Origin of the sequence: Streptomyces sp. DT224, assembly GCF_049844595.1 — a bacterium.
In the GTDB taxonomy this organism is placed as follows: Bacteria; Actinomycetota; Actinomycetes; order Streptomycetales; family Streptomycetaceae; genus Streptomyces.
In genome coordinates, this window is sequence record NZ_JBNCLI010000004.1 from 100,165 (window position 1) to 115,181 (window position 15,017).

At 72.8% G+C, this 15,017-nt stretch carries 12 protein-coding genes; 8 read left to right on the plus strand and 4 right to left on the minus strand.

What is annotated here, in order from left to right; genetic code table 11:
• Window positions 1-160 precede the first annotated feature (160 nt).
• Window positions 161-1,654: an FUSC family protein gene (locus ACLQ2N_RS10810; RefSeq protein WP_425811483.1), complete on the plus strand. Its 1,494-nt coding sequence runs from the start codon at window positions 161-163 to the stop codon at window positions 1,652-1,654.
• 124 nt (window positions 1,655-1,778) lie between these two features.
• On the plus strand, window positions 1,779-2,825 hold the full coding sequence (locus ACLQ2N_RS10815; protein WP_425811485.1) for a lactonase family protein: 1,047 nt from the start codon (window positions 1,779-1,781) through the stop codon (window positions 2,823-2,825).
• 63 nt (window positions 2,826-2,888) lie between these two features.
• On the opposite strand, the gene ACLQ2N_RS10820 is transcribed toward ACLQ2N_RS10815, so the two are convergent.
• Both ACLQ2N_RS10820 and ACLQ2N_RS10825 read right to left on the minus strand, forming a co-directional pair.
• Window positions 2,889-3,812: a sirohydrochlorin chelatase gene (locus ACLQ2N_RS10820; protein WP_425811487.1), complete on the minus strand. Its 924-nt coding sequence runs from the start codon at window positions 3,810-3,812 to the stop codon at window positions 2,889-2,891.
• Window positions 3,813-3,950: 138 nt separating this feature from the next.
• Window positions 3,951-4,961, minus strand: coding sequence for an N-acetylglucosamine kinase (locus tag ACLQ2N_RS10825; protein WP_425811489.1), 1,011 nt, complete (start codon window positions 4,959-4,961; stop codon window positions 3,951-3,953).
• 85 nt (window positions 4,962-5,046) lie between these two features.
• Between ACLQ2N_RS10825 and ACLQ2N_RS10830 the strand changes: the two genes are divergently transcribed.
• Window positions 5,047-5,724, plus strand: a complete 678-nt coding sequence (locus tag ACLQ2N_RS10830) for a uracil-DNA glycosylase (RefSeq protein WP_425811491.1) — start codon at window positions 5,047-5,049, stop codon at window positions 5,722-5,724.
• Window positions 5,725-5,742: 18 nt separating this feature from the next.
• Here ACLQ2N_RS10830 and ACLQ2N_RS10835 read toward each other — a convergent pair whose 3' ends face one another.
• On the minus strand, window positions 5,743-6,831 hold the full coding sequence (locus ACLQ2N_RS10835; protein WP_425811493.1) for a WD40/YVTN/BNR-like repeat-containing protein: 1,089 nt from the start codon (window positions 6,829-6,831) through the stop codon (window positions 5,743-5,745).
• A gap of 110 nt (window positions 6,832-6,941) precedes the next feature.
• Window positions 6,942-8,000, minus strand: coding sequence for a LacI family DNA-binding transcriptional regulator (locus tag ACLQ2N_RS10840; RefSeq protein WP_425811495.1), 1,059 nt, complete (start codon window positions 7,998-8,000; stop codon window positions 6,942-6,944).
• Window positions 8,001-8,214: 214 nt separating this feature from the next.
• Between ACLQ2N_RS10840 and ACLQ2N_RS10845 the strand changes: the two genes are divergently transcribed.
• From ACLQ2N_RS10845 to ACLQ2N_RS10865, 5 genes are all read left to right on the plus strand, one after another.
• Complete coding sequence (locus ACLQ2N_RS10845) at window positions 8,215-9,465, plus strand: extracellular solute-binding protein (RefSeq protein WP_425812348.1); 1,251 nt, start codon at window positions 8,215-8,217, stop codon at window positions 9,463-9,465.
• Window positions 9,466-9,467: 2 nt separating this feature from the next.
• A complete protein-coding gene (locus ACLQ2N_RS10850; RefSeq protein WP_425811497.1) occupies window positions 9,468-10,397 on the plus strand; it encodes a carbohydrate ABC transporter permease in 930 nt (309 codons plus the stop codon).
• Window positions 10,398-10,401: 4 nt separating this feature from the next.
• Window positions 10,402-11,295 (plus strand): carbohydrate ABC transporter permease, encoded by an 894-nt coding sequence (locus ACLQ2N_RS10855; protein WP_425811499.1) that lies wholly within the window; start codon window positions 10,402-10,404, stop codon window positions 11,293-11,295.
• 52 nt (window positions 11,296-11,347) lie between these two features.
• On the plus strand, window positions 11,348-13,762 hold the full coding sequence (locus ACLQ2N_RS10860) for a glycoside hydrolase family 3 N-terminal domain-containing protein (protein ID WP_425811501.1): 2,415 nt from the start codon (window positions 11,348-11,350) through the stop codon (window positions 13,760-13,762).
• A 152-nt stretch (window positions 13,763-13,914) separates the two neighbouring features.
• Window positions 13,915-15,000, plus strand: coding sequence for an endo-1,4-beta-xylanase (locus ACLQ2N_RS10865; RefSeq protein ID WP_425811503.1), 1,086 nt, complete (start codon window positions 13,915-13,917; stop codon window positions 14,998-15,000).
• The last annotated feature ends 17 nt before the right edge of the window (window positions 15,001-15,017 follow it).

Consider the following 15,017-nt stretch of genomic DNA (forward strand, 5'->3'; position numbering starts at 1 on the left):
GATGGGCTGTGGAGTGGGCCAATGGTCCAGTGAATCGAGTTCAATTTGAGCCAACCGCCCTTCGGGTGGTCTTATGTATCTGTCGATGGCGCTGCGGACCTCCGCGGCGCCTTTTTCATGCCTGGAGGGAGAGCCGGTGAACCGGACCGGGGGAGCAGCAGTGCTGAGGAAAGCGTTCGTGGCCCGGGATCCGGGGCGGCTGCGCCTGCGCTTCGCCTGCCGTGCGGTGCTCGGCATCGGACTCGCCGTCGTGGTGTGCGGACTCGTCGGCCACTCGCTCGTGGCGGCCATCACCGGCGGCCTGGCCGCGCTGCTCGCCCTGTTCACCGTCGCCGACCCCACGGTCCGGGGCCAGGCGGTCACCACCGCACTGCTGCCTGCCGTCGGCTTCCCGGTACTCGCGCTCGCCGCCGTACTCCACGACCACCCGCTCGCCCGCGACACCGCGTTCCTCGCGGTGATGGGGGCGGGGGTCTACGCGAGGCGGTGGGGGCCGCGCGGACACTCCCTCGGCATCTTCGCCTTCATGGCGTTCTTCACCGCGCAGTTCCTCCACACGCTGCCCGGGCAGCTCCCCGGGCTCTACTCCGCCGTCGCCCTGTCCCTGCTCTGCGCGTCGGCCGTCCGCTTCGGCCTCTGGTGCTACGAACGCCGGCTGACCGTCCCCGCCGCGCCCGCCCCGCCCTCCGGCGCCGGCCTGGCCAGGGTCACCACCCGCCAGGCCGTCCAGGCGGTCACCGGCGGAGCCGTCGCGCTCATGGCCGGGCAGCTGATGTCCGACCAGCGCTGGTACTGGGCCGTCGGCGCCACCTGGTGGGTCTTCGTGAATACCGCCTCGCGCGGCGAGACCCTGGTACGCGGCTTCCGCCGGGTGCTGGGCACCCTCATCGGCATCCCGGTCGGCCTCGCCGTCGTGGTCCCGCTGCACGGGGCGCCCGTGCCCACGGCCCTCGTCGTCGCCGCCGGGGTGTTCGGGATCTTCTACACGGCCGCGGTCTCCTACACCTGGATGATGCTCTCCGTGACGGTCATGGCCGGCGCGCTCTACGGCTCGCTGGGCGTGCTCGACCCGGGGCTGCTCGCCCTGCGGCTCGGCGAGACGGCCGTCGGCGCGCTCGGGGCGATGCTCGCGGTGCTGTGCGTCCTGCCCGTCACCACGCACGCCACGACCGACGCCTGGATCCAGCGCGCCCTGCGCTGCGTGCACGCCTGCACCGAGGAGGCCGCCGCCCGGCTCTCCGGCTCCGCCACCGCCGACCCGGCCCCGCGCATCGCGGAGCTGGAGGCGCTCCTCGGGCGCGTCCGCCTCTCGCTCGCTCCGCTGGTCCACCCGCTGAGCCCGCTCCGCGCCCGCCGGTCCCGGGCCGGACACGTGCTGGCCCTGCTCGACGCGTGCGCCCGCGAGGTGCGGGGCCTCGCCTCGGTGGCCGCCGACCCGGAGGCGTCCCACGACGCCAGGCTCGCCGCCGCCTGCTGGCGCGTCGAGAACGCGGTGGAGGCGCTGACCGGCCGCACGGCCGTCGCGTCCGCCGTCCCGGCGCACCCCGTCACCACCGAACCCGCCCTCGCCCATCTGCACAGCCTGGAACGCGCGCTCGCCGAACTCGCCGCGCCGCTGCACAGCCCGCCGAGCGCACCCCTGGTCACCGCCTGACCCCCTGGGGCCCGGGCCCGGACCCGGCACCCTTGGTCTAGACCGCACCGGCACGCTGCTACCGTCGCGGCAAAAGATCACGACGGCCACGTCCGCCGCGCAGAGCCGGCGGGGAGGAGCAGCGGTGGACAGCAGCAGCGGAGCGGTACGGGCATTCATCGGGTCGTTCACCTCGGCGGGAGGGCGGGGCGTCACCGTCGCCGCCGTGGACGCGGAGACCGGCGCGCTCACCGTCCTGGGGGCCACGGACGCCGTGCCCGACCCCTCCTACCTGGCGCTCGGCGCCGGCGGCACGGTCCTGTACGCGGTCAGCGAGACCGAGCCGGGGGGTGCGGCGGCCCTGGACGTCACCACCGACGAACCCCGTCCGCTCGGCGAGGTCCGGGCGGTGGACGGCGACGGCCCCACCCACCTCACCCTCGCCGGCGGCCATCTGGTCACCGCGAACTACGGCTCGGGCAGCGTCAGCGTGCTGCCCGTCGCCGGGGACGGAACCCTCGGCCCCGTCGCGGCGGTTCTCGCGCACGAGGGCAGCGGGCCGGTCGCGGACCGCCAGGAGGGCCCGCACGCCCACCAGGTCCTGCCCGACCCCTCCGGGGCCTGGGTGCTCAGCGTCGACCTCGGCACCGACTCGGTACGGGTCTGCGCGGTCGACCCGGCCACCGGCGAGGTGCGCCCGCACGGCGAGACGGCCCTGCGCCCCGGCACCGGCCCCCGCCACCTGGCCTTCCACCCCTCGGGCCGCCACGCCTACGTGTTGAACGAACTGGAACCCACGCTCACTGTGTGCCGCTGGGACGCCACGGCCGGCGTCCTGGAACCGCTCGGCGAGACCCCGGTGCTCCCCGAGGGCGTGACCGGTGAGAGCTACGCCTCCGAGGTCGTCGTCTCCCACGACGGCCGGTTCGTGTGGGCGGCGAACCGGGGCCACGACAGCATCTCCGTCCTCGCGCTCGACGCGAGCGGTGAGAAGCCGTCCCTGGTCACGACCGTGGGCTGCGGCGGGCACTGGCCCCGCGACCTCGCGCTGGACCCGGCGGGGCACCGGCTGTACGCGGCCAACGAGCGCAGCGGGAACGTCGCCTGGTTCACCGTGGACCCCCAGACCGGTGTCCCGCGCCACGACGGCACCCTGGAGGCCCCGGCCGCGTCCTGCGTGGTCTTCGGCTGAAAACCGGCGAGGCCCCGGTGCCGGACTGCCGTCCGGGCCGGGGCCTCACGCATGCCGAAGGGGTCAGCGGGCCTGCGCCCCCTGGGCCACCGCGGGAACGATCCCGAGGGCCGAGGTGTACATCGAGAGGACCAGCTTGCCGATCGCCGGGTACGCGCCCAGCGGCTGGGCGCTCGCGCAGCCGGCCTCCTTGGCCGCGGAGTCCAGCAGGCCCTCCGCCACCTCCGGGCCCACCAGGTACGGCGCCACGGCCAGCTGGAGCGAGCCGGAGCCCTTGAGCTGATCGGCGATCGCGGCGACCGAACCCTCCACGTCGAGCGCGGCGGCCATCACCGGCACCGCGAGCCGGGCCGCGAGCAGCATGCCCGTGATCCCCGCCGCCTGCACGGCCTCCTCGCCGCCCACCGTGGCGAGCACGATGCCGTCGGCGGCCGTCGCCACCGTGAAGAGCCTGGCCCGGTCCGCGCGGGCCAGCCCGGCCTCCGACAGCCGGACGTGCAGCGCCTCGGCCAGCAGCGGGTGCGGGCCGAGCACGTCGGTCAGCTCCGCCGGGGCCTCGCTGTCGGTGATCGCCTGGCGTATCCGCTGCACCAGCGAGCTGTCCGGGCCCGCGAGCAGCGGGACCACCACGGCGGCCGGGCCCTCGGGCTCGGCGACCTCACGGCCCACGGCCAGCGCCTGCTCGTAGCGCGCGGTGCGCTCGGCGGCGGAATGCGCGATCACGGAGGCCAGCGCCGGGTACTCGGCGCCGTCCCCGTCCACGTAACCGATCAGGGCGTTCAGACCGGGCAGCTCGGAACGGGCGATGCTGATGACCTCTTCGGCCAGAGCGCGGCTCGTCGAGGAGGGGGTACCGGGAACGGCGAGAACGAGCGCGGCAGCGCCCTCGGGTGCGACCACGGGCTCCGGGCGGCGGTGCCGTCCGGACTGGCGAGGTCGCGGCATTCGTACAGGCAGGCCGGAAGCGGGCCCAGTGGGGGTGCTCATGGCGCCGCATGCTACTGGTTTTGGACGGCGCCCCGCGCGGGGAGGGTCCGGTCGAGCGGCCTCTGTCCGCTTTTATCCGATCAGCGGCTTACCGGGCGACTGCCCTGATCTGCTGTCAGCGTCCGGGCGCCCGTCGCCCTACGGGCGGGGCCCGGGCGCCGGAACGCAGAGCAGCGTCGGGTGGTGCGGCAGCCTGAGCCCTCCGGCGTCCAGGGCCTGGGCGATGCGCAGCGCACCGATCAGGGGATCACCCGAACCGGGGACGGCCCGTGCCCGGGGCAGCAGCCGTGCCAGCTCCTCGCGCAGCGGTACGAGCAACGGTTCGCCCATCCGGAACAGCCCGCCCGTCAGCGCGACCTCGCAGGCGTCCTCGTCCGCCTTCGCCTCCGGGCACACCGCCGCGGCCGCCTCCGCGATGTGCGCGGCGGCTCCCCACAGGATGCCCGCCGCGACCGGATCGCGGTCCGCGCACGCGGCCACCTCCGGTGCGAACGAGGCCAGCAGCGCGGGCCGGTCGGTGCGCGGGTAGAGCAGACCGGGCAGCTCCTGAGGCGGCCCGAACACCGCTTCCAGCCGGGCCAGCAGTGCGGGTGAACCGCCGCGCCGCCCGTCGTACGCGCGCATCGCGGCGTCGAGCCCGGCCCGCCCGATCCAGGCACCGCCCCCGCTGTCGCCCAGCAGGTGCCCCCAGCCGTCCGCCCGCCGCCACCGCGTCAGGTCCGTGCCCAGCGCGATCAGGCCGGTGCCCGCGGCCACCACCGCACCGGGCCGCTGCCCGACCGCGCCGGCGTACGCGGTCACCGCGTCCGCCGCGAGCGCGATCCGGCGGACCCCCAGCGCGTCCGCCAGGGCGCCCGGGAGTTCGGCGCGCAGCTCGTCGCCGAGCGTGGCCATCCCCGCGGCGCCGACCGCGGCGGCGGTGATCCGCCCGCCGGGGCCGTGCTCGTCGAGCAGGCCGCGTACGGCGGGCAGCACCTGCTCCAGGAGGTGCGCGGCGTCGATGCCGCGCGATCCGGTGCGCACCGGACCGCCGCACGCGACGGTCGTCAGCGGGGCGTCGGCCTCCGCCGTGCCCAGCGCCACCCGGAGCCCCGAGCCGCCCGAATCCACGCCGAGGACGAAGGCGCCCGGTTGGCCGTGTGACGTCATGGACCGGCTCCCGGGGGCGAAGAGGTGAGGGACGGGCAGCACCCTATCCCCGGGGCACCGCGTTGCGCCGGTAGGGTGATCTTCCGTGACAGCGCGACCGTTGAACGAAGTAGTCGAGCCCGGCTGGGCCGACGCCCTGGCCCCCGTGGCGGGGCGCATCGCCGCGATGGGCGATTTCCTGCGCGCGGAGGTCGCGGCCGGCCGCACCTACCTCCCCTCCGGGGCGAACGTGCTGCGCGCGTTCCAGCAGCCGTTCGAGGACGTACGGGTCCTGATCGTCGGTCAGGACCCGTACCCCACACCGGGGATGGCGATCGGGCTGAGCTTCGCGGTCGCCCCGGACGTCCGCAGGCTGCCGGGCAGTCTGGAGAACATCTACCGCGAGCTCAACGCCGACCTCGGGCTGCCCCGGCCGTCGAACGGCGACCTGACCCCGTGGACCCGCCAGGGCGTACTGCTGCTGAACAGGGCGCTGACCACCGCGCCCCGCTCGCCCGGCGCGCACCGCGGCAAGGGCTGGGAAGAGGTTACCGAGCAGGCCATCCGTGCCCTGGCCGCCCGGGGCAAGCCACTGGTGTCCGTGCTCTGGGGCCGCGACGCCCGCAATCTGCGGCCGCTGCTCGGCGACCTGCCGGCCATCGAGTCCGCCCACCCCTCCCCGATGTCCGCCGACCGCGGCTTCTTCGGCTCCAGGCCGTTCAGCCGGGTCAACGAACTCCTCGTCGCCCAGGGCGCCGAGCCGGTCGACTGGCGGCTTCCGTAAAGGGGCTCCGCAACGCGCTCACACCTCGACCGCCGCCGCCCGTACGCACAGCACGTCCGGGAGATGCGAGGCGAGCTGCTCCCAGCTGTCCCCGTCGTCCGCGCTCGCGTACAACTCGCCGTTGCGGTTGCCGAAGTAGACCCCGGCCGGGTCCGCGTCGTCCGTGCAGAGCGCGTCCCGCAGCACCGTGCCGTAGTGCGCGCTCTCGGGCAGGCCCGCCGACAGCGGCTCCCAGTGGGCGCCCGCGTCGGTGGTCCGGAAGACCCGGCAGCGGTGCTCGGCGGGCACCCGGTCGGCGTCGGCGTTGATCGGGAAGACGTACGCGGTGTCCGCGCGGTGCGGGTGGGAGGCCACGGCGAAGCCGAAGTCCGAGGGCAGGCCCGCGCCGATGTCCGTCCAGTGGCCCCCGGCGTCGTCGCTGCGGAAGACGCCCCAGTGGTTCTGGAGATAGAGGCGGTCCGGGTCGGCCGCGTCCCGGCTGACCTTGTGCACGCACTGGCCGAACTCCGGGTCCGGGTCGGGCAGGAAGACCGCCGAGACCCCCTTGTTGGCCGGGGCCCAGCTCGCGCCGCCGTCGGAGGTCCGGAACACCCCGGCGGTGGAGACCGCGACCGTCACGGCGCGCGCGTCCCGCTCGTCGGTCAGGATCGTGTGCAGCCCCTCGCCGCCTCCGCCGGGCACCCACCGCGAACGCGTCGGGTGCTCCCACAGCGGACGCACCAGCTCGAAGGACTCGCCCCCGTCCTCGGACCGGAAGAGCGCGGCCGGCTCCGTGCCCGCGTAGACCACGCCGGGCGCCTCGGGCCCCGCCGGGTGCAACTGCCACACCCGCTCCAGCGAGGTCCCGGTGAACTCCGGGAACTTCACGGCCGGGGTCTTCGGCTCGACCCAGCTCGCCCCGAGATCGTCGGAGTGGAAGACGGACGGGCCCCAGTGCGCGCTGTCCCCGCCGACCAGCAGCCGCGGCCTGCCGCCCCGGGTGTCGATGGCGACCGAGTAGATCGCCTGGGCGTTGAAATGCGGCCCGTCGAACTCCCACGTGCCGCCGCGCCTGCGGCCGATGAAGAGCCCCTTGCGGGTGCCCACGGTGAGCAGTACCCCGGTCATGACCGAACCTCCCGAAACGCCGTTGTGCCGGATACCGGTCAGTCTGCACCCCGGCACTGACAGCGGCCCGGACCACGGCCCGGAATGTTCCGGTCCGGGCGGACCGCGGCTCAGCGGCAGGGCGGGGCGGTGCTGCTGCGGACCACCAGATTCGTCGCCAGGTCCACCCGGGTCGTGGCGGGCTGCCGGCCCCGGCCCAGGTCGAGGACCAGCCGGGCGGCCGTCTCGGCCATCTCGATCAGGGGCTGGCGCACCGTGGTCAGCGGCGGGCCGATCCACCGGGTGAGCGGCAGGTCGTCGAAGCCCACGACGCTCAGGTCCTCCGGGATGCGCAGACCCAGCTCGCGCGCCGCCTCGTACACGCCGAGCGCCTGGAGGTCGTTGCCGGCGAAGACGGCGGTCGGCCGGTCCGCCGAGCGCAGCAGCTCCATCCCGGCCGCGTACCCCGCCTCGTGCGAGAACTCGCCCTCGCGGATCAGCGACTGGTCGATCGGGATGCCCGCCGTCTCCAGGGCGGCCCGGTAGCCGTCCACCCGGGCCCGGCTGCACATCATCCGGGACGGTCCGCTGACCACGCCGATCCTGCGGTGGCCGAGGCCCGTGAGGTGGCGGGTCGCGGCCAGACCGCCCTGCCAGTTCGTCGTGCCGACCGACGGGATGTCGTCGCCGGGGTCTCCGGCCGGGTCGACCACCGCGTACGGGATGCTGCGGCTGGTGAGCTGTGCGCGCTGGGCGGCGGTGAGGTCGGACAGCACCAGGATGACCCCGACCGGCCGGCGGGCCAGGACCCCGTCGACCCAGGTCTGCCCGGGGCTGAGGCGGCCCGCGCTCTCCGAGAGGACCAGGCTCAGCCCCTCCTCGCGTGCGACGTTCTCCACCCCGCGTACGACCTCCATGGCCCACGCGCTGTCCAGCTCGTGGAAGACCAGGTCGATGAGTTGCGACTGCGTGGTCGAGCCGCGTCTGCGGCGGTAGCCGTGCTGGAGCAGCAGCTCCTCGACCTTCGTGCGCGTACCGGGCGCGACATCGGCACGCCCGTTCAGCACCTTCGAAACTGTCGGAGCCGAGACTCCGGCCGCTCGGGCGATTTCCGCCAGCGTGGCAGTGCCGTCCGACGGCGCTGCGGCAGGCGCATTCTCCTGATGTGACTGGACGTTTGCGGGGCTCATAGAGCGAATCGTAACCGCCCCGCGGCCCATCGGCGGCGAGAGCCCCGGCGAAAAATTCGCTGTCCGCGACCTCTTGACTGGCCGGAAACCCAACCGTACGGTTCCGGCAACATTCGCAAGCAACTCCGAAAGATTCGACAGAGGTGCGGTCATGCGGTCGGGAATTTTCACTCAGGGCAAGCGTGCGGCGAGATGGACCGCCGCCGGTGCGGCCATGGTCATGGCGGGGGTCCTGGCGGGCTGCGGATCGGACAGCGGCAGCGGCGGTGACGGCGGCGGCACGCTGACCGCGTACGTCTACGGCGACGACGCGGTGAAGGTGCAGCAGGCGGCGGTGAAGGAGTTCAACAAGACCTCCGACGTCAAGGTCAAGCTCGTCTCGGTGCCCGGTACCGACTACGTCAACAAGCTCCGCAGCGCCATGGGCTCTCCCAGCGCCCCCGACATCTTCTTCAACTGGGGCGGCGGCTCCATCAAGCCGTACGTCGAGGCCAACCAGCTGGTCGACCTGACGTCGACGTTCAAGAGCGACGCCACCCTGAAGGACGGCTTCCTGCCCTCGATCGTCACGGCCGGCAGCCTCGACGGCAAGGTCTACGGCGTCCCGATGCGCGGGATGCAGCCCGTGATGCTCTTCTACAACAAGACCCTCTTCGCCGAGAACGGCGTCACGGTCCCCAAGACGTGGGAGGACCTGCAGAAGGCCATCAAGACCTTCAAGGCCAAGGGCATCACGCCGTTCGCCCTCGGCGGCTCCGACAAGTGGCCCGAGCTGATGTGGCTGGAGTACCTGCTCGACCGGATCGGCGGCCCCGACGTCTTCCGCAAGATCCAGAACGGTGACAGCTCCGCCTGGGGCGACCCGGCCGTCCTGAAGACCGCCCAGACCGTCAAGCAGCTCGTCGACGACGGCGCGTTCGGCAAGAACTTCAACTCCGTCGACTACGGCAACGGCGGTGCGCCCACCCTGCTCAACAAGGGCAAGGCGGCCATGCACCTGATGGGCTCGTGGGAGTACTCCACCCAGCTCGGCAAGGCGCCCGAGTTCGCCAAGAAGGACCTCGGCTGGACGAACTTCCCGACCGTCGCCGGCGGCGTCGGCGACCCGGCCGACGTGGTGGGCAACCCCACCAACTACTGGTCGGTGAACGCCCGCACCAAGCACAAGGACGCGGCCATAGCCTTCCTCAAGGCCATGGCCTCCAAGTCCTACGCGCAGGCCCTCGTGGACAACGGTGACGTGCCCACCACCTCCAACGCCGCCTCCATGCTGAGCGGATCGCCGAACCCGAAGTTCGCCACCGACCAGTACGAGATGGTCCAGAAGGCCCCCGACTTCACCCTGTCCTGGGACCAGGCGCTGGAGTCCAAGATCGCCACCCCGCTGCTCACCGAGATCAGCAAGCTGTTCGCCGGCAAGTCCACGCCCGAGCAGTTCGTCGCCGCAATGAAGGCCGTCAAGTAACGATGTCGCACGTCTCCTCGTCACCGAAGGTGCGCGGAGGACGGAAGGCGGCCGCCGGAAACGTCGGCCGCCCCCCGGTCGCCTGGGCGCTGCCCGGCATCCTCTTCTTCGCACTCTTCGCGATCGTCCCGCTGGCGATCGCCGTGTATCTCTCCTTCTGCCACTGGGACGGGCTGAACTCCCCGACCTCCGCCGGCACGGCCAACTGGACCCGGCTCTTCAAGGACCCCGAGTTCCGCCAGGCCGCCTGGCTCAGCCTGCTCCTCACCACGATCAGCTGGGCCTTCCAGACCCCGGTGGCCCTGCTCCTCGGCGTCTGGGCGGCCGGCCGGCAGCGCAGCCGCGCCGTGCTGTCCGCGATCTTCTTCATCCCGCTGCTGCTGTCCACCACCGCCATCGCGATGCTGTTCCACGCGCTGCTCGACCCCAACTTCGGAGTCATCAAGGAGATCGGGCCCTGGTTCGGCATCGACCCGAACATCATGGGCTCGTCCACCGGCGCCCTGCTCACCGTGGCGTTCGTCGGCGGCTGGCAGTTCATGCCCTTCCACACCCTGATCTACCAGGGCGGCACCCGGCAGATCCCGCAGGTCCTCTACCAGGCCGCCGAGATCGACGGCGCGGGCATGTTCCGGCAGTTCTTCCACATCACCCTGCCGCAGCTGCGCAACACCATCACGACCTCCTCGGTCCTGATGATCGTCGGCTCGCTGACCTACTTCGACACCGTGCTCATCATGACCAAGGGCGGTCCGGGGACGGACACCACCATCCTGCCGTACCTGATGTACCGCACCGGTTTCCAGACCTACGACCTCGGATACGCCGCCGCGATCGCGACCGCCCTCGTCGTCGTGGCCACCGCGATCTCGCTGATCCTCGTCCGCTTCAGCGGCTTCGGGAACATGCGCTCCACCCGGGAAGGTATGTGACGCGATGTCGATCGACACCCGCCCCGCGGCGCGCCCCGCACGGCCCCTGACCCGCACCCGCCCGGCCACCGCCGCGCGCCGCCGCAGGTGGGGCAACCCGCTGGCCGGCCTCGGCTCGCTGGTCTGGCTCGTGCTCGTGATCGTCCCGCTCTACACGCTGGTCTCGTCCTCGCTGATGCACCAGGACGAGGCGCTGAACGGCGACCCGCTGGCCCTCCCGACCAACCCGACGCTCGACAACTACCGCACGGTGCTGGACAGCGGTTTCTCCACGATGCTGTCCAACACGGCGATCGTCGCCGCGGCGACCACGGCGATCGTGCTGGTCCTCTCGATCCCCGTCGCGTACGTCGCGGTACGCACCCGCAGCAGGCTCTCCGGGCTCGCCTTCCGCACCTTCCTGCTCGGCGTCGCCATCCCCGCCCAGGCCGTGATCGTGCCGCTCTACCTGCTCATCACCAAGATGGGCCTGTACGACAGCCTGCCGGCCATCATCCTGCCGACCGCGGCCTTCGCGATGCCCGTGGCGGTGCTGATCCTCAGCGGAACCATGCGCGACGTCTCCGAGGAGATGTACGAGGCCATGGCGCTGGACGGCGCCTCGTCGCTGCGGATGCTGTGGCAGCTGGCGATCCCGATGTCCAAGGCGGGCATCAGCACGGTCGCGATCTACACGGCGCTCCAGGCGTGGAACGGCTTCCTGTTCCCGCTGATCCTGACCCAGTCGGAGGAGAAGCGCGTGCTGACCCTCGGGCTCTTCAACTTCATGTCCCAGTTCGGGGTGAACATCCCGGCCGTGCTCGCCGCGATCGTGCTCTCCGTCGTACCGATCTTCGCCGTGTACCTCGTGGCACGTAAGGCACTGGTCAACGGACTGATGGGGGTGGGCGGCAAGTAACACACCCACGCCGCCGCGTACCACCGCACTCTCGAGAGGAATCCTCGCCGCCATGGCAAACCCCCCTGTTCCGCATGCCCGCAGGACCGAAGCGGCCACCGCCGTCGACGGCCCCTGGCAGGACCCCGCGCTCGCCCCCGAGGAGCGCGTGGCCGATCTCGTCTCCCGGATGACCCTCCAGGAGAAGACCGCCCAGCTGTACGGAATCTGGGTGGGCGCCGACGCCGACGGGGACGGGGTCGCCCCGCACCAGAACGAGATGGTCGACGACATCGACTGGGAGGCGCTGATCCCGCGCGGTCTCGGTCAGCTGACCCGCCCCTTCGGCACCGCCCCCGTCGACCCCGCCGTCGGCGCGATCTCGCTCGCCCGGGCCCAGCGGGCCATCACGGGCGCCGGCCGCTTCGGGATCCCGGCGCTCGCCCACGAGGAGTGCCTGGCCGGCTTCACCGCCTGGGGCGCCACCGCCTACCCCGTCCCGCTCTCCTGGGGCGCGGCCTGGAACCCGGACCTGGTCACCGAGATGGCCCACCGGATCGGCAGCGACATGCGGTCCGTGGGCATCCACCAGGGCCTCGCCCCGGTCCTGGACGTCGTGCGCGACCTGCGCTGGGGCCGCGTCGAGGAGACCATCGGCGAGGACCCCTACCTCGTCGCCACGATCGGGACCGCGTACGTGAAGGGCCTGGAGTCCGCCGGCATCGTCGCCACCCTCAAGCACTTCGCCGGGTACGCGGCATCGGCCGGCGCCCGCAACCTCTCGCCGGTCCGGGCCGGGGCCAGGGAACTGGCCGACGTCATCCTGCCGCCCTTCGAGATGGCCCTCCTCGACGGCGGCGCCCGCTCCGTCATGCAGTCGTACGCGGAGATCGACGGCGTGCCGTCGGCGGCCGACCCCGCCCTGCTCACCGGGCTGCTCCGCGACACCTGGGGCTTCCAGGGCACCGTCGTCGCCGACTACTTCGCCATCGGCTTCCTGGAGACCCTGCACAAGGTCGCCGAGGGCCGCGCCGACGCCGCCCGCCTCGCACTGCACGCGGGGGTCGACGTGGAACTGCCGACCGTCCGCAGCTACGGCGATGAACTCGCCGCCGCCGTCGTGGCCGGTACGGTCCCCGAGGACCTGGTCGACCGCGCGCTGCACCGGGTCCTCCTCCAGAAGTGCGAACTCGGGCTGCTCGACCCCGACTGGACCCCGCTCCCCGCGCTCCTGCGCGACACCGACCCGGAGCAGGCCCGCGAGACCATCGACCTGGACCCGCCGCGCAACCGCGCCCTCGCCCGCGAGCTCGCCGAACAGGCCGTGGTCCTGCTCGCCAACCCGCAGGGGGCGCTGCCGCTCGCCGGGACCGGGCGGATCGCGGTGATCGGCCCCCGCGCCGACGACGCGCTCGCCATGCTCGGCTGCTACTCCTTCCCCAGCCACGTCGGCGTCCTGCACCCCGAGACCGCCATGGGCATCGACATCCCCACCGTGCTCGACGCGGTGCGCGGCGAGTTCCCCGGGGCCACGGTCACCGGCGCCCCCGGCTGCGAGGTGGACGGCACCGACACCTCGGGCATCGCCGAGGCGGCCGGCCTGGCCCGGGACGCGGACGTGTGCGTCGCCGTACTCGGCGACCGGGCCGGGCTGTTCGGGCGCGGCACCTCGGGCGAGGGCTGCGACGCCGACGACCTCGCGCTCCCGGGCGTGCAGGGCGAACTGCTCGACGCGCTGCTGGACAGCGGCACCCCGGTCGTCCTGGTCCTGCTGACCGGCCGCCCGTACGCGCTCGGCCGCTGGGCGGACCGCGCCGCCGCCGTGGTCCAGGCGTTCTTCCCCGGTGAGGAGGGCGGCCCGGCCCTGGCCTCCGTCCTCTCCGGCCGGGTCAGCCCCTCCGGCCGGCTGCCGGTCTCCGTCCCGCGCCACCCGGGCGGCCAGCCGTGGACCTACCTCCAGCCGCCGCTCGGGCTCGCCAACGGGGTCAGCAACCTGGACCCGACGCCGCTGTACCCCTTCGGCCACGGCCTCACGTACACCTCCTTCGCCTGGGAGCCCGGCGCCCCCGCCCCGGAGGAGCTCCCCACCGACGGCTCCGCCGACATCGAGCTGACCGTCCGCAACACCGGGGACCGGGCGGGCGCGGAGGTCGTCCAGCTCTACGTGCACGACCCGGTCGCCCAGACGACCCGGCCCGACACACGGCTCATCGGCTACGCCCGGGTCCCGCTCGACGCGGGCCAGGAGGCGCGGGTGCGCTTCCGGTTCCACGCCGACCTGGTGTCCTTCACCGGGATCGGCGGGCGGCGCGTCGTGGAGCCGGGCGCGCTGGAGCTGCGGCTCGCCACGTCCAGCGGTGCCGAGGACATCCGGCACACGGTGCACCTGCGCCTGACCGGCCCCGAGCGCACGGTGGATCACCGGCGCCGGCTGGTGTGCGACGCGGAGGTCGAAGCCGTGCCGGCGGTCGCCCCCGTACAGGGCTGACCGCACCCGTACCCCGGGCGGGGGTGCCGCGGCCCTTACCGCAGCACCCCCGCCCGGTCCAGAGCTCCACGAAACTTTCGAAACACCCACACCCGCGCACGCCCCCCGGTCACCGGGTCCGGCCGTGCGCGCTCTCTCGAAGGGTTTCTGTCATGCGCAAGCCAATCAAGGCCGTTCTGGTCGGCACCGCCGCCGCCGCTCTGCTCGCCCCGTGCACCATCAACGCCTTCGCCCACGACGACCACGGACGCGGACACCAGGACACGCGGGCCACCACCCTCGGCGCCCTCGGCCTGCGGTCGGGCGTGCGCATCGGCACCGCCGTCGACATGGCGGCCCTGGCGGACGACGCGCCCTACCGCGCCAAGGCCGCGAGCGAGTTCAGCTCGGTCACCCCCGAGAACGTCATGAAGTGGGAGGTCGTCGAGCCGGCTCGCGGACAGTACGACTGGAAGGCGGCCGACGAACTGGTCGACTTCGCCCGCGCCAACGGCCAGCTGGTGCGCGGCCACACCCTGCTCTGGCACAACCAGCTGCCCGCCTGGCTCACCACCGGCGACTTCACCGCCGACGAGCTGCGCGCCATCCTGCGCAAGCACATCACCGACGAGGCCCGCCACTTCAAGGGCCGCATCTGGCAGTGGGACGTCGTCAACGAGGTGTTCAACGACGACGGCACCCTGCGCGACAGCATCTGGCTCCAGAAGCTGGGCCCCGGCTACATCGCGGACGCCTTCCGCTGGGCCCACGAGGCCGATCCCAAGGCCAAGCTCTTCATCAACGACTACAACATCGAGGGCGTCAACGCGAAGAGCACCGCCCTCTACGACCTGGTCGTCAAGCTGCGCAAGCAGCACGTACCGATCCACGGCGTCGGCATCCAGGGCCACCTGTCCGTCCAGTACAACGCGCCCCACGACATCGCCGAGAACATGAAGCGGTTCGACGACCTCGGCCTGGAGACCGCGATCACCGAGGCCGACGTCCGCGTCCCGATGCCCTCCGACAGCACCAAGCAGGAGGCCCAGGCCGAAGGCTACGACGTGCTGCTGCGCGGCTGCCTGCTCACCCGCAAGTGCACCGACTTCACGGTGTGGGGCTTCACCGACAAGTACTCCTGGGTGCCCGACACCTTCGAGGGCGAGGGCGCGGCCAACCTCTTCGACGAGGACTACAAGGCCAAGCCCGCCTACAGCGCCCTGCGCGACGACCTGCTGCTCGCCGGCGGCCGTAACTGAGTACGGAGAAGGAGAGC

Bases quoted from the DNA above. Each gene is read 5' to 3' on its own strand.
- ACLQ2N_RS10820 (WP_425811487.1), bottom strand. From the start codon at position 3,812: ATGAGCACCCCCACTGGGCCCGCTTCCGGCCTGCCTGTACGAATGCCG.
- ACLQ2N_RS10825 (WP_425811489.1), bottom strand. From the start codon at position 4,961: ATGACGTCACACGGCCAACCGGGCGCCTTCGTCCTCGGCGTGGATTCG.
- ACLQ2N_RS10835 (WP_425811493.1), bottom strand. From the start codon at position 6,831: ATGACCGGGGTACTGCTCACCGTGGGCACCCGCAAGGGGCTCTTCATC.
- ACLQ2N_RS10840 (WP_425811495.1), bottom strand. From the start codon at position 8,000: ATGAGCCCCGCAAACGTCCAGTCACATCAGGAGAATGCGCCTGCCGCA.
- ACLQ2N_RS10845 (WP_425812348.1), top strand. From the start codon at position 8,215: ATGGTCATGGCGGGGGTCCTGGCGGGCTGCGGATCGGACAGCGGCAGC.
- ACLQ2N_RS10850 (WP_425811497.1), top strand. From the start codon at position 9,468: ATGTCGCACGTCTCCTCGTCACCGAAGGTGCGCGGAGGACGGAAGGCG.
- ACLQ2N_RS10855 (WP_425811499.1), top strand. From the start codon at position 10,402: ATGTCGATCGACACCCGCCCCGCGGCGCGCCCCGCACGGCCCCTGACC.
- ACLQ2N_RS10860 (WP_425811501.1), top strand. From the start codon at position 11,348: ATGGCAAACCCCCCTGTTCCGCATGCCCGCAGGACCGAAGCGGCCACC.
- ACLQ2N_RS10865 (WP_425811503.1), top strand. From the start codon at position 13,915: ATGCGCAAGCCAATCAAGGCCGTTCTGGTCGGCACCGCCGCCGCCGCT.